The sequence below is a fragment of the uncultured Maribacter sp. genome (genome assembly GCF_947496775.1).
Taxonomy (GTDB): Bacteria; Bacteroidota; Bacteroidia; order Flavobacteriales; family Flavobacteriaceae; genus Maribacter_B.
Genome location: NZ_CANMDU010000005.1, coordinates 239,067 through 260,471 on the forward strand (window position 1 = coordinate 239,067; position 21,405 = coordinate 260,471).

At 32.7% G+C, this 21,405-nt stretch carries 18 protein-coding genes; 8 read left to right on the forward strand and 10 right to left on the reverse strand.

Features of this window, described 5'->3' with window-relative positions; translation table 11 throughout:
* Window positions 1-84 precede the first annotated feature (84 nt).
* A complete protein-coding gene (locus Q0856_RS10555; protein ID WP_298504793.1) occupies window positions 85-2,529 on the forward strand; it encodes an outer membrane beta-barrel family protein in 2,445 nt (814 codons plus the stop codon).
* Between the two features lie 94 nt (window positions 2,530-2,623).
* On the opposite strand, the gene Q0856_RS10560 is transcribed toward Q0856_RS10555, so the two are convergent.
* Window positions 2,624-3,631, reverse strand: a complete 1,008-nt coding sequence (locus Q0856_RS10560) for a beta-ketoacyl-ACP synthase III (protein ID WP_298480911.1) — start codon at window positions 3,629-3,631, stop codon at window positions 2,624-2,626.
* Between the two features lie 284 nt (window positions 3,632-3,915).
* On the opposite strand from Q0856_RS10560, the gene htpG reads away from it, so the two are divergent.
* Together htpG and Q0856_RS10570 are read left to right on the forward strand one after the other, a co-directional pair.
* The gene (htpG, locus tag Q0856_RS10565; RefSeq protein WP_298504798.1) at window positions 3,916-5,805 is read left to right on the forward strand and encodes a molecular chaperone HtpG; all 1,890 of its coding nucleotides are present in this window, start codon (window positions 3,916-3,918) and stop codon (window positions 5,803-5,805) included.
* 68 nt (window positions 5,806-5,873) lie between these two features.
* Window positions 5,874-6,506, forward strand: a complete 633-nt coding sequence (locus Q0856_RS10570) for an MOSC domain-containing protein (protein ID WP_298480907.1) — start codon at window positions 5,874-5,876, stop codon at window positions 6,504-6,506.
* Between the two features lie 42 nt (window positions 6,507-6,548).
* Here the strand turns inward: Q0856_RS10570 and Q0856_RS10575 are convergent, their stop codons facing one another.
* The gene (locus tag Q0856_RS10575; RefSeq protein WP_298480905.1) at window positions 6,549-7,133 is read right to left on the reverse strand and encodes a hypothetical protein; all 585 of its coding nucleotides are present in this window, start codon (window positions 7,131-7,133) and stop codon (window positions 6,549-6,551) included.
* Window positions 7,134-7,360: 227 nt separating this feature from the next.
* On the opposite strand from Q0856_RS10575, the gene Q0856_RS10580 reads away from it, so the two are divergent.
* On the forward strand, window positions 7,361-8,233 hold the full coding sequence (locus Q0856_RS10580) for an AraC family transcriptional regulator (RefSeq protein ID WP_298480902.1): 873 nt from the start codon (window positions 7,361-7,363) through the stop codon (window positions 8,231-8,233).
* A gap of 144 nt (window positions 8,234-8,377) precedes the next feature.
* Here Q0856_RS10580 and Q0856_RS10585 read toward each other — a convergent pair whose 3' ends face one another.
* The gene (locus Q0856_RS10585; RefSeq protein ID WP_298504801.1) at window positions 8,378-9,148 is read right to left on the reverse strand and encodes a S1/P1 nuclease; all 771 of its coding nucleotides are present in this window, start codon (window positions 9,146-9,148) and stop codon (window positions 8,378-8,380) included.
* A 249-nt stretch (window positions 9,149-9,397) separates the two neighbouring features.
* On the opposite strand from Q0856_RS10585, the gene Q0856_RS10590 reads away from it, so the two are divergent.
* The 4 genes from Q0856_RS10590 (at window position 9,398) to Q0856_RS10605 (ending at window position 14,615) form a co-directional block, all read left to right on the forward strand.
* Window positions 9,398-11,590: a DUF5916 domain-containing protein gene (locus Q0856_RS10590; protein ID WP_298504804.1), complete on the forward strand. Its 2,193-nt coding sequence runs from the start codon at window positions 9,398-9,400 to the stop codon at window positions 11,588-11,590.
* A 1-nt stretch (window position 11,591) separates the two neighbouring features.
* Window positions 11,592-12,395: a Cof-type HAD-IIB family hydrolase gene (locus tag Q0856_RS10595; RefSeq protein ID WP_298504807.1), complete on the forward strand. Its 804-nt coding sequence runs from the start codon at window positions 11,592-11,594 to the stop codon at window positions 12,393-12,395.
* A gap of 28 nt (window positions 12,396-12,423) precedes the next feature.
* Complete coding sequence (locus tag Q0856_RS10600; protein WP_298480894.1) at window positions 12,424-13,740, forward strand: DUF819 family protein; 1,317 nt, start codon at window positions 12,424-12,426, stop codon at window positions 13,738-13,740.
* Window positions 13,741-13,913: 173 nt separating this feature from the next.
* A complete protein-coding gene (locus Q0856_RS10605) occupies window positions 13,914-14,615 on the forward strand; it encodes a DUF4369 domain-containing protein (RefSeq protein WP_298504809.1) in 702 nt (233 codons plus the stop codon).
* A gap of 58 nt (window positions 14,616-14,673) precedes the next feature.
* On the opposite strand, the gene Q0856_RS10610 is transcribed toward Q0856_RS10605, so the two are convergent.
* The 7 genes from Q0856_RS10610 to Q0856_RS10640 all read right to left on the reverse strand — a co-directional run.
* On the reverse strand, window positions 14,674-14,943 hold the full coding sequence (locus tag Q0856_RS10610) for a hypothetical protein (protein WP_298480890.1): 270 nt from the start codon (window positions 14,941-14,943) through the stop codon (window positions 14,674-14,676).
* Window positions 14,944-14,999: 56 nt separating this feature from the next.
* Complete coding sequence (locus tag Q0856_RS10615) at window positions 15,000-15,968, reverse strand: type I phosphomannose isomerase catalytic subunit (protein ID WP_298480889.1); 969 nt, start codon at window positions 15,966-15,968, stop codon at window positions 15,000-15,002.
* 87 nt (window positions 15,969-16,055) lie between these two features.
* Window positions 16,056-16,463, reverse strand: a complete 408-nt coding sequence (locus Q0856_RS10620; protein WP_298480887.1) for a 6-carboxytetrahydropterin synthase — start codon at window positions 16,461-16,463, stop codon at window positions 16,056-16,058.
* The gene (gene idi, locus Q0856_RS10625) at window positions 16,460-16,993 is read right to left on the reverse strand and encodes an isopentenyl-diphosphate Delta-isomerase (RefSeq protein ID WP_298480886.1); all 534 of its coding nucleotides are present in this window, start codon (window positions 16,991-16,993) and stop codon (window positions 16,460-16,462) included. The genes Q0856_RS10620 and idi overlap by 4 nt, the downstream gene beginning before the upstream one ends.
* Window positions 16,994-17,155: 162 nt before the next feature.
* Window positions 17,156-18,118, reverse strand: a complete 963-nt coding sequence (locus Q0856_RS10630) for a type IX secretion system membrane protein PorP/SprF (RefSeq protein ID WP_298504811.1) — start codon at window positions 18,116-18,118, stop codon at window positions 17,156-17,158.
* 9 nt (window positions 18,119-18,127) lie between these two features.
* The gene (locus Q0856_RS10635) at window positions 18,128-20,149 is read right to left on the reverse strand and encodes a gliding motility-associated C-terminal domain-containing protein (RefSeq protein ID WP_298504813.1); all 2,022 of its coding nucleotides are present in this window, start codon (window positions 20,147-20,149) and stop codon (window positions 18,128-18,130) included.
* Window positions 20,150-20,175: 26 nt separating this feature from the next.
* Window positions 20,176-21,405: hypothetical protein (locus Q0856_RS10640; RefSeq protein ID WP_298504816.1), on the reverse strand; the 1,230-nt coding region annotated here is incomplete at its 5' end.

The following is a 21,405-nucleotide window of genomic DNA, read 5'->3' on the forward strand; positions in this document are numbered from 1 at the left end:
GTGTTAAAACAAAATCTTCACGTAACACTTTCGATTATTCATCGTCTTGTAGGTATCATCAATCAATCAAAAAACAACAGTTTAATGAAAAAAGTAATTTTCCTTTTTGTCATATTTATTTATGGCACAATTTCCGCTAAAAATGTAAATCCAGACCTTGCCACGGGAAGCGTCTCTGGAAAAATCACAGAACAATCAGAAAGTTCTCCTATAGCCTACGCCGCTATAGTAATTAAATCTTTAGATGGTAATAAAACCATAACCGGAGGAATTTCCAAAGACGATGGAAGTTTCGAAATTAAAAAAATCGCGGAAGGTACATTTAATATCGAAGTACAATACATAGGCTATAAAACTTATACCAAACAGATTACAATTTCTAAAAAAAATCGAAAAATTAATTTAGGAGTTATTTCTTTAGAGGAAGAATCGCAGCAATTAACAGGTGTAGAAGTTGTTGCAGAACGAACCACTATTGAGCAAAAAATTGACCGTAAAGTTATTAATGTAGGCAAAGATCTTACTACCGCCGGTGCATCTGCATCAGATATTATGAACAACATTCCTTCCGTAAGTGTGGATTCTCAGTCTGGGGAACTTAGCTTACGTGGAAATTCTAATGTCCGTGTAATGGTAGACGGAAAATTATCGAACGTTCCCGTAGCGCAATTGTTAAAACAAATTCCATCTACATCTATAAAATCTATAGAGCTGATTAGCAATCCTTCTGCTAAATACAATCCTGAGGGGATGAGCGGAATAATCAATATTGTGCTTCACAAAAATGCTAATATTGGGTTTAATGGCACTTTAAATTTAGGGCTCAATAAAGGAAAAAATGCCAAGTTTAATAGTTCTCTGGATTTAAACTATAGAAACGGAAAATTTAATTTATACGGCAATTATGGAAATAATATAGGTAAAAACAATAACCGAGGGTTTTTATATAGAAAAGAAGAAAACTCAGAACAATTATTTAAGTTTTTCGATAATAATAAATCTCACCTATATAAAATTGGAGTGGATTTTTATTTAAATGACAAAAACACTATTTCTTTCTTCACAAACCAGAATAAATATGATGGCAAAAGTTCTGGAACCACTGATATTATTTATTATGATGAATTAAATAGAAACGCCTCGCAATTATTTAAAAATACCCGAGATAACTTAAGTGAGCAATATAATTTTGATTATAAGTTAGATTTTAAAAAAGAAGGACATAATATTGAATTAGAAGTAGACTATAATGAGTTTAACAATGATGAAGATGCTTCTTTTGGTTTCGGTGGAAACACTATTATTCCGAATTATAATGATTTTGTAAATACCAAGAGAACGCAAAAAATTGCAAACCTAGATTATGTAAACCCTTTAGACTCTATTTCTAAATTAGAATTAGGGGTTGAAGCTAGGTTTTTTGAAACTAACATAGGCTATAATTCCACGGGTTTAACCTTCAATCAAAATGGCAATCTTAGACCAACTCCAGATGCAGATTTTGTTTATGGAATGGATATTTATTCTGCTTATGCAACTTTTGGTCAGAGCTATAAAAAATGGTCTTATCAAGTAGGGTTGAGAGTAGAAGATGTAGAAGTAAAAGCAGATACAAATGCCGTTCGTTCTTTTACAGATAAATATACCGAGTTTTATCCTTCTGGCTTTTTAAAGTATTCCCCTTCGGAAAAAAATCAATTTCAATTAAGTTATAGCAGAAGAATAGATCGCCCAGGACTAGGGCAGGTAAACCCAATAAGAGAATGGTCTACTCCTTTAATTTCCTCTTTAGGAAACCCATCATTAAAACCTCAGTTTACCAACTCTTATGAAGTAAATTATACTCGAAGATTAGGAAAAGGAAGTATTACTACCGGTATTTTTTATAGAACTATAAAAGATGAAATTAGTAGAGCGGTATCTATTGATAGACTAGATTTAAATAAAATGGTTTTATCTTTTGATAACTTTGACGACACCTCTTCTTACGGATTAGAAATTTCCGGAAGCTACAAAGCTACTAATTGGTGGAGCATTAACGGAAGTTTTGATCTATACTCCCAAACGCAACGTGGAATTTCCGAGAGATTAATGGGTAGTAATAGTACAGCAACCTTAAATGATATTGTAGTAGATAAAGTTGAAATAAAAAACACAGCTTGGAATGTTCGACTAAACAATAGTCTTAAGGCAAGTAAAAAACTAACCTTCCAGGTATTTGGTTTCTATCGAGGAGCGAATGAAAACATTCAGTTTAAAGTAAAACCTCTGTACTTTATAAATACAGGAGCTAGATATAGTTTTGCTCAAGGAAAAGGAACATTAAGTGTAAATTATAATGATATTTTTAACACTATGCGTTTTGCTTTTGATAGCGATACTCCTTTTACTCAAAATGGACAATTTAACTGGGAAAGTAGATCCCTATATGTTGGCCTATCCTATATGTTCGGAAGTGGAAAAAACAGAGCTTCTAAAAGAAAAAGTAGAGATAGCAACACCAAACAAGGTGGCGCAGGTCTTCTTTAAAATATATTGATTAGCAAATAGCAGAATTTGGTTGGTTTTCTCTTTTAGTTAATTAATATAAGAAACCCGAGGCAATTGTCTCGGGTTTTGTTTTTTACCACTTTATTATTGCACTTCCCCAAGTAAAACCACTGCCAAAGGCCGCCAATACTACAAGGTCGCCTTCTTTTACTTTTCCTTGTTCCCATGCTTCCGTTAGCGCAATAGGTATTGAAGCTGCTGTAGTATTACCATACTTCATAATATTATTAAACACCTGATTATCTGATAATTTAAACTTTTTCTGTATAAACTGAGAAATTCTAAGATTAGCCTGGTGCGGTACTAACATATCTATGTCAGTAGGTTCTAAATTATTCTTAGACAATCCTTCCATTATTACTTCACTAAAACGAACCACAGCATTTTTAAACACAAATTGTCCATTCATAACTGGTAAATATGAAGCATCATCAGGATTATTATCTTCTATAATATCAGTAACCCATCTTTTTCCCATTCCCGGCGCAAGTAATGCCAGTTCTTCGGCATGCTGTCCTTCTGAATGTAAGTGCGTGGATAATATTCCTTTACTGGTATCTTCTTCTCTACTTAAAATAGCCGCCCCTGCTCCATCTCCGAATATTACGGAAACACTTCTACCACGGGTAGTCATATCTAACCCTCGGGAATGAACTTCCGAACCTATTACAAGTACATTTTTGTACATACCGGTCTTAATATATTGATCAGCCACAGAAATTCCATATACAAATCCAGAACATTGATTTCTTATATCTATCGCCCCAACTGTTTTAATACCTAAATCTCTTTGTACCAACACTCCCGGTCCTGGAAAATAATAATCGGGACTTAAAGTCGCAAAAACAATAAAATCAATATCATCCTTGTCTATTCCCGCTCTTTCAATAGCAATTTTAGCAGCTTTAACACCCATAGAAGTGGTTGTTTCTTCTTCCGAAGCTACATGTCTGCGCTCTTTTATGCCTGTCCTTTCTTGAATCCAAGCATCATTTGTATCCATTACTTCGGATAAATCATCATTGGTAACTACATTATCTGGGACATAATATCCTAATCCGGTAATTTTTGAATTGTACATAAAATGTATTAATTTAAAATATCTTGTAAAACAGGTTATCTAAAAAATTAGTGTGCAAGTTAAAAACATTTATTAACTATACAATCCTTCTAATATAGCCATTTTACCAATGATAGCCTAAAACAAATATCATTTCTCAAATGCCTTAAAGTTCTTTACTTAAGGCTAAATTTCTATCCCGATTTAACTTCATATGACAAAAAAGATGTCAGTTTGTCATCGTTATTCAAAATGGTATTTTTTTTGACATTCAACTAGCGTTAATAATTAAACGAGATATAGAAATGTCAAAAGGTAAAATTAATGTTTCCGTAGAAAATATATTTCCACTTATAAAGAAGTTCTTATATAGTGATCACGAAATATTTTTACGCGAATTAATATCTAATGCAACAGATGCAACTCTTAAGTTAAAGCACTTAACTTCTATTGGTGAAGCAAAAGTGGAGTACGGCAACCCTAGAATTGAAATAAAAGCCGATAAAGAAGGTAAAAAACTGCATATCATTGATCAAGGTCTTGGTATGACAGCTGAAGAGGTAGAGAAGTACATTAACCAAGTTGCTTTTTCTGGTGCAGAAGAATTTTTAAACAAGTATGAAGATGGCGCTAAAGATACAGGTATCATAGGTCATTTTGGATTAGGTTTCTATTCTGCCTTTATGGTTGCAGATAAAGTAGAAATTATAACCAAAAGTTTTAAAGATGCTCCGGCTGCGCACTGGTCTTGTGATGGTTCTCCGAACTTTACCTTAGAAGAAGGTAAAAAAGAAGATCGCGGAACAGAAATAATATTACATATTGCTGATGATTCTACAGAATTTTTAGAAGATAGTAGAATTACCGAACTATTAAATAAGTATAACAAGTTTATGCCTATTCCAATAAAATTCGGAACTAAAACAGAAACCTTACCCAAACCAGAAGGAGCTAAAGAAGAGGATGAAGCACCAACACAGGAGGTAGACAACATTATAAACAACCCTAACCCAGCTTGGACTAAACAACCTGCGGATTTAAAGGAAGAAGATTATAAAGGTTTTTACAGAGAATTGTATCCTATGCAATTCGAAGAGCCTTTGTTTAATATTCACTTAAATGTTGATTATCCTTTTAACTTAACTGGTATTTTATATTTTCCTAAGTTAACGAATGATCTTAATACGCAGAAAGATAGAATTCAACTTTACCAGAACCAAGTATTCGTTACTGATAATGTAGAAGGTATTGTACCAGAATTCTTAACTATGTTACGTGGTGTTATTGATTCTCCAGATATTCCATTAAATGTATCTAGATCTTATTTACAAGCGGATGGTGCAGTTAAGAAAATCTCTTCCTATATCACAAGAAAAGTAGCAGATAAACTTTCTTCACTATTTAAAAATAGCAGAGAAGATTTTGAAGCAAAATGGAACGATATTAAGATAGTTATTGAGTACGGCATGCTTTCTGAAGATAAATTCTTTGAAAAAGCAGATAAGTTTGCACTCTACCCAACTGTAGATGGTTCTTTTTATACTTTTGAAGAACTACAAGAAAAATTAAAAGGCAACCAAACAGATAAGGACGACAAACTTGTTATTCTGTACGCATCTGACAAAGAAGCCCAACACAGTTATATTGAAGCAGCTAAAACTAAAGGATATGAAGTTCTTCTAATGGATTCTCCTATTATTGCACATTTAATGCAAAAATTGGAAGGTTCTAAAGAAAACATATCATTTACAAGAGTAGATGCTGACCATATAGATAACCTAATTAAAAAAGAGGAAAATCAAATTTCTAAACTTTCTGATGAAGAAAAAGAAACTCTTAAAACAGAATTAGAAAAAACTATCGAAAACAAAAGCTACACTATTCAACTAGAAGCTATGGATAGTAGTGCTTCTCCTTTTATAATTACAGAGCCGGAGTTTATGCGTAGAATGAAAGAGATGCAACAAAGCGGCGGCGGCGGCGGTATGTTTGGAATGGATAATATGCCAGAAATGTACAATTTGGTTGTAAACACTAACCATGAATTGGTAGGTGAAATTCTAAACACAAAAACAGCTAAAAAGAAAGAACGCCTAATTAATCAATCTTTAGATTTGGCTAGACTTTCTAAAGGACTTTTAAAAGGTGCCGAGTTAACCGAGTTTATAAAACGTAGTTATGATATGGTAAAATAACCAATTTCTGAACACATTTTAAGTCCGTTAGAAACACGTTTTTAACGGACTTTTTTTATCTTTAATTTATGAAAATTATATCTACCAATATTTCAAAACCCACTACTATAATTTGGAACGGTAAAGAAGAGCAAACTGGCATTTACAAATACCCCATTTCTAATTCTATTTATTTAGGAAAATCAGATGTATTAAAAGATACCGTTATTGACCGAATACACCACGGAGGCACAAACAAAGCTTGTTATATATTCTCTTCGGACAAATATGGTTATTGGAAAAATATGTACCCAAACTTGGAGTGGAATTGGGGAATGTTTGGTGAAAACTTAACGGTACAAGGCTTAGATGAATCTGTATTAAGAATTGGTAGCATTTATAAAGTGGGAGAATGTTTGGTCCAGATAACCCAACCTAGGGAGCCTTGTTATAAACTAGGAATCCGATTTGGAACTCAAAATATACTAAAGGAATTTATAGATCATGGCTTCCCAGGCACTTACATAAGAGTTTTAGAAGAGGGCGAAGTAAAAGTTGGTGATTCTTTCATTTTAACAGAAGAGTCTAAAAATATACTTACCGTGCAACAATTTTATCAATTGCTATATGCAAAAGAAAAGAATCTTGATATTATAAAAATTGCTATAGAAAATGATACCCTTCCTAAACGCAAAAAAGAAAAATTAAAAAAATACCTATAAAAAAAGGGGGCTCTACAGCCCCCTAAATTAACTTAAACCAACTTAATCAACTATTAAATTCTCTTTATAATTCTTTCCATTAACTGTAACGGAAACAACATATTCTCCTTTAAAAGCATCTGAAAAATCAAATGACTTTTCTACTATTAATTTATCCATGATAGATTCATTAAAAACTACACGATTACTCTCATCGTTTACTGTAATCTTTACCTCTTGCTTATCTAGATTTAATAAATTAAATGAAATATGATTCTCTACTTTTCTAAAAAAGGGTTTATTTACTTCTTTCTTATCTAGTATAATAACTTCATCCCCTTCTATTTTAATAGAATACACAATGGATTTCATTTCATTTTCTGTTTCGAAATAATATATTCCACTATTTAAATTCTTTAAATTGAACTTTCTAGAATATAGCAACTTAGATACACTTTCTGAATAAATAATATTATTCTGCGCATCTTTAAATTCAATAGATGTTGCTTTTGCAACATTTTCTAACTCTAGTACCAACATTTTAGCATCGCTGTAAGCTGTTAAAACTAATTTTGGTTCTTTTGCCATGCTTATTGCTGCAACAAACATAAAGGCAATTACAGTTGTCATTTTTAAAACTGCTTTCATAACATTTTGATTTTGTGATTAATAAATAAATTGATGAATAACGACAGTACAAACATACCCCACTTTTGAGGCAACAACTACATCTTACTTTTCTTATTTATGTGCTATTTTACCCACCCATAAGGTTAATTTATTGTTAAGGGGTAATATTCCATATATTATGGGTAATTTTGTAAACATCCCTATATAAAAGGTTATTTACTTTTATAGTATATAAATAGATTTATATGTTTACTCAGAAACCAGCATTTGAAGCAATAGAACCCGATTTTGGGCACTCTTTCACCTATCAAAAATTTGATGAAAATAAACTTAATAAAAATATTGTTTGGCATTATCATCCGGAAATAGAGTTGGTATATGTTAATGGAGGTTCTGGAAAAAGACAAATTGGTAGTCATGTTTCCTATTACTCTAATGGGGACCTTATTTTAATCGGAAGTAATTTACCGCACTGCGGACTTACCGATAATCTTACCGGTAATAAAAGTGAAACTGTAATTCAGATGAAATTAGATTTTCTAGGAAGTGATTTTTTTAAAATTCCTGAAATGAAAAAAATTCAAGACCTTTTTGAAATAGCTAATAGTGGTATTGCTTTCTCTGGTAAAACAAAAAAAATCATAGGGGAAAAAATGGAAGTTTTAGAATATCAAACGGATTTTCAAAGACTACTCTCCATTTTAAACATTTTAAACAATCTAGCAAACTCTCCAGATGGTAAATTACTAAATGCAGAAGGTTTTTCTTTGCAAACAGATATAAAAGATAATGATCGAATTAATATAGTTTTTAACTATGTAAAAAATAATTTTAAAGAGGACATCCCCTTAAATCAAATTGCAGATATGGTAAGTATGACTGTCCCTTCTTTTTGCAGATATTTTAAAAAAATAACCAATAAGACTTTTACGCAATTTGTAAATGAATATAGGTTAGTACATGCTTCTAAATTATTAGCGGAAAAACCTCTGAGCATTACAGAAGTATGCTTCGAATGTGGTTTTAATAATTTCTCCCATTTTAACAAATCTTTTAAGGCCTTTACGGGACAAAATCCATCAGAATACAGAAATCAATTAAAAACAATATTACATTAAAACAAAAAAAAATCGGCTGTGGTCCCGATTTTTTTTATACCTATTTTTTAAAATTACACACTATCTTTAATAGGCCGGTAAACGCTATTAATTTCCTCATGTGTTACGTATTACTTTAAGTAAATCAAACCTTGTGCCAAACTTTTAAAATATAGTATTCAAGACCTTTGCCAAACGCAAACCACCTACCTGTAATTGGTTTTCTACAGTTCCCCACCATTTATAACTATAGCCGTACCAAAGTTTCTCTCCTACTTTTACAGAAGAATAAATTTCATTTGCAACATCTTGCGATTCTTCTACCCAATCATAAATGGTTCCTTCTTGCAATTTCTTTCTCTGCTCTTTATTTAATTTTGGTAAAGATTCGGATAACTCTGTATAACTCATTCCATTATTCTCTATTAAATGAGAATCCCATACTTTATGTAAATTAGTTCCTTTATTAAACCAATGCACCTGAAAATCGTTACCACCCTTATCTTCTAATCTTCCTACATGCATTGGCTGGTGTAAATCCCCTATTAAATGTATGAGCATTTTTAAATAAAAAGCTCTATCATCCTTACTATTTTTTGTATCCTTAACGATATTAATGCATTTTTCTATGCCAATAATTATATCTCCATATTTACTTGGTTCAACATCCGTATATTTTTTATCCGCAGGAAAATTTACATAATGCCATGCACTAAACTTTTTATATCGCTTATCGGCTTTTATTTCATCTCCAAAATTAGAAACAGATGCCAAACTTTGATTGTCTAACAATTTATTAATTTCCCTTTTTGCTTTTCTAGATAAATATTCTTGCGCTACCTGGCCTACAACCCTATGTCCTTTTTTAGACCAAAACATAGCATTTCCAAAAGAAAATTGTATAATAAAAAAGAATAGGATCGTAATTTTTTTCATAACTAAATACTTTACGCTACAATTAGAATTTAATCGCCAAAAGGCTTATCTCCAAATAAAAATGAATGTGGTATTAATACGTAATAACTTTTCTGAGATAGTTTACTCAAAAGTAGTTATTACTATATTAATTATAAAGTAAGGCCATAGATTTAACACCTCCTATTTACATACCTATACAAGCCTCTATAAATGAAGTGCTTTTTTGGTTTAAAAATCCTAAATTTGATACGACTAATTAAATTTAAAATGACAAAATACCTTGCCATTGTTTCGCTTATTTTTATAAGCCAAAGGGCTTTTTCTCAATCCAAATCCTTCACTGTTAAACACATTTCAGAACCAATAATTGCAGATGGCATATTAGACGAGCCCATCTGGAAAGTAGCCGAAGGAGCTACTGAATTCTGGGAATATTTCCCTATAGACTCTATACAAGCCAGACAACAATCTAATATTAAAATGGTATACGACGATGTGTACTTATATGTAGGAATAAAAATAAATACTGCCGGAAAAAACTATAGAATACAAAGTTTAAAACGAGATTTTAGAGCAGGAAATAGTGATAATATAACCCTATTATTCGATACTTTTAATGACAGTAATAATGCCTTTATATTTGGATCTAATCCTTATGGTGTTCGTAGAGAAGGTTTATTATCGGGAGGAGGAAGAGGTAACGGTGCTTTTAATATGTCTTGGGATGCCAAATGGGTAGGCGATTCTAAAATATATGATAACTATTATACATCAGAATTTAAAATACCACTTACATCCTTCAAATTTAAAGAAGGGGAAACAAAATGGCGTTTTAACAGCTATAGGTTTGATACACAGTCTAATGAAACAAGTACTTGGGTAAATATACCTCAAAACCAAACCATATTCGATTTAGGATATATGGGCACCATGATTTTTGAAAAACCTTTAGGAAAATCTAGAACTCCGTTAGCCATTATACCTTATATAAACACTATATCTCAAAAAGATTTTGAAACCAACGACAAAATAAATAATATAAAATTTGGAGGAGATGCCAAAATAGCGATAGGTAATAGTATGAATCTAGATATTACTGTAAATCCAGATTTTTCTCAGGTAGAAGTAGATGATCAGGTTACCAATCTTACCCGGTTTGAAGTTTCTCTACCAGAAAAAAGACAGTTTTTTATAGACAATAGCGATTTATTTTCGAGCTTTGGTGGCCGTAGAGATGCAAATCCTTTTTTTTCGAGGAGAATTGGTATTGCAAAGGACACGGCTGATAATTCTATAGAAAATAAAATAATTGGTGGCCTCCGACTAAGCGGAAAGCTGAACAAAAACCTTAGGCTAGGTTTTATGAATTTGCAAACAGAAGAAGATATTGCAAACGAAATACCTTCAAACAATAACGCTATGCTTGCGCTTCAGCAAAGAGTGTTCTCTAGATCAAACATTGGATTATTTCTTATAAATAGAGAATCTATTAAAAATTATGACTTCCTATCCAAAGAAGACCGCTATAATAGAGTTATAGGTATAGATTACAATATGGTATCTGCAGACAATACCTGGTCAGGTAAATATTATATACACAAGTCTTTTGAACCTAATACCCAAGGAAAAGACCTTTCTATAGGTGCTTCATTACAATACAATTCTAAAAACTACAATATTTTCACCGATTGGGTATCGATTGGCGATAATTTTACTTCCGATTTAGGATTTATTCGAAGAGAAGATATTGTAAAAGGAGTTCTTGGGATGGAGCGGATTTTTTGGCCCAATAAAGGAAAAATACAAATGCATAGTTTTACGATTTTTCCAGAATTTATATGGAGCCCTACCTTAGATTACATAAATACAGATTACAATTTAACGGCAAGTTGGTCTGCTACGTATAACAACCAAGCAAGAGTTAACGCGCAAATTACAAAAAGCTACACTTTTTTAATGAATGACTTTGACCCAACAAATACTGATGAAGCCACAGCAATACCAGGAAATATTGGTTACCATTACAATAGTATCGACCTTCAGTTCAGATCCGATAGAAGAAAATTATTTGCCTACATTTTGAACACCACAGTCGGAGAATTTTTTAATGGAGAAAGGTATTCTTTTGGTACTACCATGACGATGCGCTTTCAACCTAAAGTATTTTTATCTCTTATAGCTAATTATGATAAAATTTCTCTTCCTACGCCGCATCCAAGCGCAGATATATGGCTTATAAGCCCTAAAATAGATATTACTTTTAGTAAATCTATCTTTTGGTCTACTTTAGTACAATATAGTAATCAAAGAGATAACTTAGGCTTTAATTCTAGATTACAATGGCGCTTTGCTCCTTTGTCTGATTTATTTATTGTCTATAATGACAACTACTTTGTAAATAGTTTTGAGCCTAAGAATAGATCTATAAACTTAAAATTAACTTACTGGTTAAATATATAGAATGACATATAAAATTTTATGCTCCGATTTAGACGGTACTTTACTAACAACAAAAAGTGATGTATCTAACTTTACGATTAGTCAAATAGAAAGAGTAAAAGAACGCATGCAAATTATTTTGGTCTCCGCAAGAATGCCAAAAGCAATGCATTATATTCAACAAGATTTAGGAGTTTTACATGAACCTATAATATGCTATAACGGAGCGTTAATACTTCATGGTGATAAAGAACTAAAATCTACGGTTATACCCGCATTATGCATAGAAAATATTCATAAAATTGCAGAGCAACATAATATAAAACTTGGATTGTATTACAAAGATGAATGGTATGCAGAAATAGATTCTGAAAGGATTCAAAAAGAAAAAGTACATACCAAAGTAGAACCTGTATTTAAAAATACAACAGAAACTATTTTAGACTGGAAATTAAGGAAAATCGGAGCACACAAGATAATGCTAATGGGAACAAAAAACACCGCCGATATTGCCTATAAAAAATTAGAAGAATCCTTTTCTGAGGAAATTAACATCTACCGTTCTAATGATACTTTAATAGAAGTTTCTCCTAAATCCGTATCTAAATTATCTGCTATTACATACTTAATAAAAGATAAATACACCTTAGATGACATTATATCTTTTGGCGACAATTACAATGATATAGATATGTTACAAAATACAGGATGTGGTGTAGCTGTGGGTAATGCCAGAGAAGAAGCTAAAAGAATTTCTAATTATGTAACTTTAAAAAATACCGAAGATGGTGTTGCGCACTATGTAAAGGAAAACCTCTTTAATTAAATATTATTAAAGACTAATAGCTTTCTATATGACCGAAAAAATTTTACCCCAACCACTTATAACAGATGACACTGTTGTCTTTGGTTTATTAGCCTTAAGTTTAGGATTTATTTTTTACACTTCTTCTGTAAAAACAGGTTTTTGGAAAAAATTCTATTCCATTATACCAGGAGTATTAATGTGCTATTTACTTCCCGCGTTACTATCTTCCTTTGGTGTTGTTGCTGAAGAATGGCATACCATAGATGCTTTGGGAAATGCAACTAAACATAGTTCTAAACTCTACTATATTGCTAGTAGGTATTTGTTGCCTGCCGCTTTAGTATTAATGACATTAAGTATAGATTTAAAAGCTATAAGCAATCTAGGATCTAAAGCACTAATTATGTTTTTAACAGGTAGTGTTGGAATTGTAATTGGGGGGCCTATTGCCATATTAATAGTGTCCGTTTTTTCACCCGAATCTGTTGGAGGTAATGATTTTGATGCCATTTGGAGAGGACTTTCTACTATTGCTGGAAGTTGGATTGGCGGTGGCGCAAACCAAGCTGCTATGTACGAAATATTTAAGTATACCCCGGAAAAATATGGTGGTATGGTTTTAGTAGATATTTTTGTTGCCAATGTATGGATGGCTATAATATTATTAGGAGTCGGTAAAACAAAAAGGATTGATGCTTGGTTAAAAGCAGATACCTCGGCTATTGAAAAATTGAAAGTTAAAGTCACCAAATTTACAGATAGTATAACTCGTGTTCCTACCCTAGGCGATTATATGATTATGTTAGGCTTAGCATTTACAGCTGTTGGTATTGCCCACTTGTTTGGCGGACATATAAGTTCCTACCTTAAAGAAAACGTTTCTGTCGTTGCCGATTCTACTAACTTCTTGTCTTTTCTCGGTTCTGGTTTCTTTTGGATGGTAGTAATTGCTACTGCAGTTGGTATTGCTTTATCCTTTACAAAAGCTAAAAATTATGAAGGAGCAGGCGCAAGTAAAATTGGAGGAATGTTTATATATATACTAGTAGCCACAATTGGAATGAAAGTAGATTTAGGTCGTGTTCTAGAAAATCCTGGACTTATAGCTATAGGATTTATATGGATTGCTATCCATGCCGGATTATTAATCCTTGTAGCCAAAATTATTAAGGCACCTTATTTTTTCTTAGCTGTGGGAAGCCAGGCAAATGTCGGCGGTGCCGCATCCGCTCCTGTTGTAGCCGCAGAGTTTCACCCTTCCTTAACTTCTGTTGGTGTTCTTCTTGCTGTTTTTGGGTATGTAGTTGGTACTGGTGGCGCGCTTTTATGTGCTTACCTCATGGAAATAGCGTCCTCTCTTTAACATAGCACCTCAAGACGACCTCAAAAGAAAGAAAATATTACTTATCATTTTATAGCAAAAAGGAGTTTTAAACCTACTGACGAAAACAAAAAAGAAAAAGTTTAGCCTTAAATAGAATTCTTATCCGCGCAAATGAAAAAAAATAAAGATATTTGCGACAATAAACTTACCAAATGAAAAAAATAGCACTTGTAATTACTTTACTACTTTTAATAATTTCCTGTGGTAGTGATACCGAAAACACAATGACAGTAACTGGCAAAGTAAAGGGTCTTAAAAAAGGAACTTTGTATCTTCAGAATTTTAAAGACACTACTTTAATTGTTATCGATTCTTTACAAGTAGACGGTGATGGCAATTTTACTTTTAAAACCGAGGTAGAGAATCCGGAAATTTTTCATTTGTATTTAGATAAAGCGGATCATAATGATTTTAATGATAGAATTATTTTCTTCGGAGAACCCGGTTTGGTTACTATAAATACTTCTTGGGATACTTTTGATAGAGATGCCAAAATATCGGGTTCAGAAAGCAATGAAAAGTATAAAGAATATCGTAAAATGATGTCTAACTTCAATATTAGAAATATTCAAATTATTCAAAATGCTCAAAACACTAAAATTGCTTTAGACTCTGTACAACTAGATTCTGTAAACAAATTAAGTGACAATACCGTACGTAGAAGTTATGCTTATGCACTGAACTTTGCTTTGACCAACACAAACTCTACTGTGGCTCCCTATATTGCCCTTTATGAAGTTCCAGATGCTAATAGAAAGTATTTAGATTCTATTTCTAATTCTTTAGATAAAGATGTAGCTAATTCCAAATATGGTAAAGCTCTTAAAAAATACTTAGACGAATTACCAAAATAAAAGCATAAAAAAACCACCAAAGGTGGTTTTTTTATGCTTTGTAAAATTGAATATGAAATTAGCCTAATTTATTTAGCTCTTCTACCAATCCTTTAGCTTTAGCTTCTAATTCTTGCTTCACCGTATTAAGATGTGCCTTTCTATTCTCTACACCTCTTTTATTTACTTTTGCAATTAAATCATCAAAAGTAGCAATAGCTCCATCTATAATTTTTGCTCCTTCAGGAGAGTCTGTTTTATTATTTGCAGCTTCTACTATGTATACCGCTTCTATAATATCTCCTAAAACGTAATTAATATCTTTTTTTAAATCTTTTACACTTGCCATTATAATATATTTTTAGCAAAAATAAGGTTTTAGAATATCTCTGTAAAAGAATACCCTTAAATAGTTACTTCTAACAACTTTGCACTAGCGCCACTGAGTGTTATAATATTTGCATTGGCAGGAACTAATACCGTTTCTCCTTTTTTTATTTCTGCAGAACCAGATTCGGTTCTTATTTCTGCCTGTCCGCCAACGCACATGTATATTGTAAAAGAATCTCTCTGTGTAACTTCTTGAATTAAATCCTCAGAAATTTCTATAAAGTTTGTTTTAAAATAAGGGCATTCTACCATGGTATTGATTTGATTATCTTCGGTTGGATAATTTACCTTAAAATCATCCTTCTTTTTATAATCCATAGCATCTAAAGCAAGTTCGGTATGTAACTCCCTTAAATCCCCATTTTTATCTTTTCTATTAAAATCGAACACTCTATAAGTAACATCCGATGTTTGCTGAATTTCGGCAAGTAGCACACCTGCACCAATAGCATGTATTTTTCCCGTATTTATAAAGAAAGTGTCCCCTTCTTTAACATCTTCGTAATTAAGTAAATCTAATAAAGTGTTATCCTCTAAACTTTTACTATACTCTTCTTTAGTTACATCTTTATTAAAACCAACTATTAAATTAGCGTCTTTATCTGCATCCATAACATACCACATTTCGGTTTTACCGAAAGAATTATGTCGTTCTTTTGCTAATGCATCATTTGGATGTAATTGTATGGATAAGTCTTGCTTAGCATCAATAAATTTAATAAGAATTGGAAAATCTTTTCCAAAACGTTGTACTACACTTTTCCCCAATAATTCCTGAGGATAATCGTTAATTAATGTTTGAAGGGATACACCAGCTAACTCCCCATTCCCAACTACCGAAATATCTCCTGGAACGCCAGAAAGTTCCCAACTCTCACCAGTAATATCATTATCTATAGATTTTCCTAAAACTTCTTTTAGTTTAGTACCTCCCCAAAGACGTTCTTTTAATATTGGGTTAAACTTTAATGGGTATAATTTCATGATTATTCTTTTGATTTTATATTGAACGTATTTTCCTACAAAAAAGTATGTAGCTTTAATAATTACACTACTTTTAATGTAACACTGTTATCCACAAAAAGTAACGTAATTTCTGGGAGTTTCATATAAAACAACTTCTAAATCTTTTTCAGTATCAATATGCGGTCTGAGTTTTTTCCATATATAAACTGCAATATTTTCAGCGGTAGGATTTAACTCTTTAAACTCAGGGATTTCAATGTTTAGGTTTTTATGGTCCAGAACATCTTCAATCTCCGACTTTATAAGGTTCTTTAAAACTTTCATATCCATAACAAAACCTGTTTCCTGATCTATGCTCCCAAATACACTTACCACCAACTCATAATTATGACCATGATAATTAGGATTATTACATCTACCAAAAACAGCTTTATTTTTTCCTTCGTCCCAATCTTTTCTATAAAGTCTATGCGCTGCATTAAAATGCGCTTTTCTGCTCACTTTAACTTTCATATCTTTTTTATATTTTGATTAATATGGATGTAGAATTCCTGAAAAATTATCTTAAACCAAACCGTGTAGTTTTCTGGATGCCTTGCAATATCATTTTTAACATCTTCGGGTTTCATCCATTTCCAGCTTTCTACTTCTTCTGGATTAATAGTAGGGCTTCCATTATAATGCCCAATCATTACATGATCTAACTCGTGTTCTGTTAATCCATTATCAAAAGGAGCCTTATAGATAAAAGATGTAACTTCTTGAAGTTCTGCAACAAAACCCATCTCTTCTTGCAATCTTCTTTTACCTGCAGCAATATTACTCTCCCCTACTCTTTGGTGGCTACAACAAGTATTAGTCCATAAAAGCGGGGAATGATATTTGTGCGCAGCCCTTTGCTGCAACATTGTTTCTCCCTTTTCATTCATAATAAATACAGAAAAAGCTCTGTGTAATAAAGCCTTTTCATGAGCTTCCATTTTTGGCATAGTACCAATTTGCTCATCATTACGATTAACTAAGATTACTTCTTCTTCCTTCATTTTGTAAAAATAACACCTTTACTTCATATTTAAGAAGAAAGTAATTTTTTAAACAAAGGATTAACTAAACCTGCAATAAGTATTAGAAAATCTATTACAGCTTACAGCTACTTCTATATATAACGCTTTGCTACAATATTAAGTTCTAGTACATAATGAGGGCTAAAAGAACCTTGGAGATTTTAAATGATCTTTAGTGTGAATAAAATCATATCTAAAAATAACTTCGAAAGAACCATCGTTAAAAGAAGCATTTCCTAAATCTGTTACTTCTCGATCATAAGCCAACCCTATAAGGAATTTATTAGAAATATTAAATCCGACCATACCACTGAAAGCTGCGTCCCATCGGTAAGCAGCTCCTACAATAAATTTATCGTTCAACATAAAATTAGCCGACAAATCAACTTGTAAAGGGGCTCCTTGCACCATTTTCCCAAGTATACTAGGTTTAAATTTTAGGTTAGGATTTAAATCCCAAACATACCCGGTTATTAAGTAAAAATTCATTTGTTCCTTTGCTGTAGACAAAGAAGACTCATCAAAATGATTCGTTTCTAAAAACCTCGGTACGGATAGTCCTGCATAAAACTTATCTGTATGGTAATACACTCCTGCTCCTATGTTTGGAGAAAAACGATTATCAATATTCTGCTGTAAACTTAAATCGAACCCTTGTGTAACATCTTGATCTAATTCTGAAAAACGAATGTCTAATAAATTAGCACTTGCTTTTAACCCAAAACTTATCCGAGCTACTTTGGATGTCCAAATAGTATACGAAAAATCAATATCAAAATTAGTTTCCGAAGTAGGTCCTATATCATCTTTAACTACAGAAAGACCTAAACCAACACCACGATACCCTATGGGCGAATGAAAATTAAATGTCTGTGTAGTTGGCGCGCCTTCTAAACCTAACCATTGTGCTCTATATAAAGCTGCAACACTTGCTTGTCCTCGAGAACCCGCATAGCCTGGATTTACACTAACTGTATTATACATGTACTGCGTATACTGAGCATCTTGTTGCCCGGAAAGTACACTATAAAACAACAGTGCTACCATTATAATTCCTCTTCCAATCCAAAAAGGAGTATTTCTTTTTTTGTGGATACTGTTCATAAATATCATTTATCTGTTTATGTATATGTAACCTGACAGAGATTTCATATTTCCAGTTGATTGTTCGTAATCCAATATGTAAAAATAAGTACCTACCGGTAGTTTATTATCTTTGTTAATTGTAACTCTACCTGTAGAAGTTCCATCAAAAATATTTCCTTCTGTATCATATGCTTTGGTAGTGTAAACTAATACGCCCCATCTATTATAAATTTTAAGTGTATTGTTCGGGAAATTTTCTAAGCCACTAATTTTTAAAACATCATGAACACCATCACCATTAGGAGTAAGCACATTAAATACTTTTACTTCGTCCTCCGTCTCTATTAAATCTGGTTGTAAATAATTAGGTGTACCATCTCCATCACTATCATCATTAGCATAATCACCATCACCATTTACATCTTCGTCTATAGTTTCTATACCGTCATCATCGTCATCAGTATCTCTATAATCTGACTCGTCATCATTGTCCGTATTTGGTAAATCATTATAAGGATCATCTAACTCATCATTTACATCAAAATCAACAGTAGAATTACCTTCAAAACCATCATCTAAGCCATCATCATCTTTATCCGACCCAATAAATACTACATCTGGAATACCATCATGATTATGGTCATTACCTTCTATACGGTCTGGTACATTATCATTATCACTATCCTCATCTACATAATCTGGTAGTAAATCTCCATCCGTATCTTCTGGAATTAATCCGAGGTTTCCGTTCTGCTCATATGCGTCATCTAAGCCATTAGAATTAGCATCTAAACCACTTGGAGCAATATAGTCTGCTGTAGTTTGTGCTTCTAAATTGTCTGGAATACCATCATTATCGGCATCTATATCTAAATAATCTGCAAAACCATCTCCATCTGAGTCAGTAGGGTTGGTCGCTGGGTCATTATCGCCATCAGTATTTAAATCCTCGAAACTATCTACAATACCATCGTTATCGGCATCTAAATCTGTTGCATCTGTAACTATTATAGTAACAGTTGCTGTACTACAATTTCCATTAGTATCACAAATAGTATAATCGAAAGTGTCATTCCCTACATAATCCGTATTTGGTGTATATGTAACCGTATCATCAGAAGGATCCGTTGGTGTTTCGTTATCATTTATTACTATACTACCATTGGTCGGTGGTACTGCAATACTTAATGTTCCCGTACTAGGAAAATCGTTATCATTATCTAAAATAGCTATCTCTACCGCTGTGTTTTCTTCTGTTGCAATAGAATCATCTATAGCATCTACAATAGGTAAAACGGTTACATCTACCGTTGCTGTACTGCAATCCCCAAATGTATTACAAACCGTATAGTCAAAAGTATCTGGTCCATTATAATCGGGGTTTGGTGTATAGGTTACTAAATCGTCTAACGGATTATTTGGTGTACCATTTTCATTAATAGCAACTGTACCATTTGTAGGTTGCGTACTAATATTTAGAGAACCTGTAGTTGGTAAATCAGAATCATTATCATAAATAGGAACAATAACAGATTGATCCTCGTCTGTTGTTACTACATCATCTACCAATGTAGCCGCTTCGTTAATACAAACAACAGTGAAATTTGGTAAGTTATTGTCATTACCAGCTTTTGTTATGGTTGCCGTGTACTTTACATAAGTTTGTGTAGCAATTACTGTTGGACTATTTTGATCTCCTGATAAAGCCGGACTCCAACTTATAGTTGCATTTGGAGGCACATTGGCTGTAACATCTAAGGTAACCTCATTATGTGGAGAATTACAATTAGTTACTATAAAATAACCCGTTGCATTTTTTCCACAAATGGTACCATCGTAAGTTGCAAAATAGGTGCCCTGTTGCGTTACTTCTAAAAAAGAATCCGTACTTAATACAGTACTTGTATCCGAAGCTTCATACCATCTATAATTACTTTCATCTGTACTATTAGGCGCTTGTAATAAATACTGCGCATTAGATGCTACTATTCCTAGCAATGCAAAAGCAATACTTAAGAATAACGACTTATATGTTAGGTTATGTTTCAATTGGATTTGGGTCGTTTCTCTATACATTATTTAACTACGAATACCACGTTGATTAAGGAATTGTAATCTGTTGGCGGAGCGTCTACAGTTAGTGTTAATTTTCCATCAGCAGTTATTACCATAGCCGTAGGACCTGTTGTAGATGTGGTATCAAAAACAGTTGGATCCGCGTACGTAACATAATAATATAATTCTGTTGCACCATAAGTTGGCACTGCTGTTGGTGCACCTGTACTTCCTCTTAAAGGTGTTCCAAACTGAGCTGTATATTGTGCATATAAATCAATTGTTTGTGTACCTGTTGTAGAAGCATCTACTTCTATTGATGGCGGATAGAAAATTCTAGCTGCTTTAGAAGTAATTGGTGCTATTGCCTGTATAACTTCTTGAACATTAGTTTCTGTTGTAAATCCTTGTGCTGCAGATTTTCCTGCATCATCTACATCAATAGGAGCTCTTAATTCTACTTCATCATCAAATTGATCGTCCGAACCTAAAGAAGCTAATGGTACATCTCTGTCTCCACCACCATCTGATAATCTTAAATTATTACCTACTATTCCAAAAGCTGTATTGTATTCATTACCAATATTTGAATCGGCATCATTAACATTGAGCGTAATAGCATTACCTCCTGTTATTGCTATATGACCAGGGTTTCCATTTGTTGATAATGTTTGGCTGTCCGTCCCTGAATCATTCAACCCACTTAAATCTATATTCGTAGCACTTCCATTATTCGTAATGTTTAATGTTTGTGTACTAGCATCGTAATTTAAATCCTGTATCTCATTTTGATTATTAGTATCTCCATCAACATAGTTTACCGTATAATTACCATTTCCATCATCGGTAACACCTATATCGCCTGTTCCTACTACTGTCTCTCTATAACCCGATAAATCTATCGCATTTGAATCCATTCCATTTATAGTACTTACCAACTCATCACTACCATTTAATGTTAATGTATTGCTATTAATAATATTTACATTTGCTCCTGTTACGCCATCTACTGTTGTACTTAATGTATTTCCACTACTTGTATTTGATACCGTTGTTGCTGGAACTAATGCACTCTTGTCTATCCACTCTACTTCTCCTGCTGGATTTGTAACTAAAACTTTATCATTTCCGCCTGATGAAACATCTTCCGCTAAAATGGTTCCATTTACTATATTTTCTGTGTTTACTGCATTGTCTGCTAATTCAGCATTAGTTACTGCGTCTGCTGCTATCTCTAATGTAACATCTCC

What these genes read in the sequence shown, in the direction of transcription:
- Q0856_RS10560 (WP_298480911.1), bottom strand. Translation starts at nt 3,631, where the DNA reads ATGTACAATTCAAAAATTACCGGATTAGGATATTATGTCCCAGATAAT.
- Q0856_RS10615 (WP_298480889.1), bottom strand. Translation starts at nt 15,968, where the DNA reads ATGAAATTATACCCATTAAAGTTTAACCCAATATTAAAAGAACGTCTT.
- idi (WP_298480886.1), bottom strand. Translation starts at nt 16,993, where the DNA reads ATGAAGGAAGAAGAAGTAATCTTAGTTAATCGTAATGATGAGCAAATT.
- Q0856_RS10575 (WP_298480905.1), bottom strand. Translation starts at nt 7,133, where the DNA reads ATGAAAGCAGTTTTAAAAATGACAACTGTAATTGCCTTTATGTTTGTT.
- Q0856_RS10570 (WP_298480907.1), top strand. Translation starts at nt 5,874, where the DNA reads ATGAAAATTATATCTACCAATATTTCAAAACCCACTACTATAATTTGG.
- htpG (WP_298504798.1), top strand. Translation starts at nt 3,916, where the DNA reads ATGTCAAAAGGTAAAATTAATGTTTCCGTAGAAAATATATTTCCACTT.
- Q0856_RS10600 (WP_298480894.1), top strand. Translation starts at nt 12,424, where the DNA reads ATGACCGAAAAAATTTTACCCCAACCACTTATAACAGATGACACTGTT.
- Q0856_RS10590 (WP_298504804.1), top strand. Translation starts at nt 9,398, where the DNA reads ATGACAAAATACCTTGCCATTGTTTCGCTTATTTTTATAAGCCAAAGG.
- Q0856_RS10580 (WP_298480902.1), top strand. Translation starts at nt 7,361, where the DNA reads ATGTTTACTCAGAAACCAGCATTTGAAGCAATAGAACCCGATTTTGGG.
- Q0856_RS10555 (WP_298504793.1), top strand. Translation starts at nt 85, where the DNA reads ATGAAAAAAGTAATTTTCCTTTTTGTCATATTTATTTATGGCACAATT.
- Q0856_RS10630 (WP_298504811.1), bottom strand. Translation starts at nt 18,118, where the DNA reads ATGAACAGTATCCACAAAAAAAGAAATACTCCTTTTTGGATTGGAAGA.
- Q0856_RS10585 (WP_298504801.1), bottom strand. Translation starts at nt 9,148, where the DNA reads ATGAAAAAAATTACGATCCTATTCTTTTTTATTATACAATTTTCTTTT.
- Q0856_RS10620 (WP_298480887.1), bottom strand. Translation starts at nt 16,463, where the DNA reads ATGAAAGTTAAAGTGAGCAGAAAAGCGCATTTTAATGCAGCGCATAGA.
- Q0856_RS10605 (WP_298504809.1), top strand. Translation starts at nt 13,914, where the DNA reads ATGAAAAAAATAGCACTTGTAATTACTTTACTACTTTTAATAATTTCC.
- Q0856_RS10595 (WP_298504807.1), top strand. Translation starts at nt 11,592, where the DNA reads ATGACATATAAAATTTTATGCTCCGATTTAGACGGTACTTTACTAACA.
- Q0856_RS10610 (WP_298480890.1), bottom strand. Translation starts at nt 14,943, where the DNA reads ATGGCAAGTGTAAAAGATTTAAAAAAAGATATTAATTACGTTTTAGGA.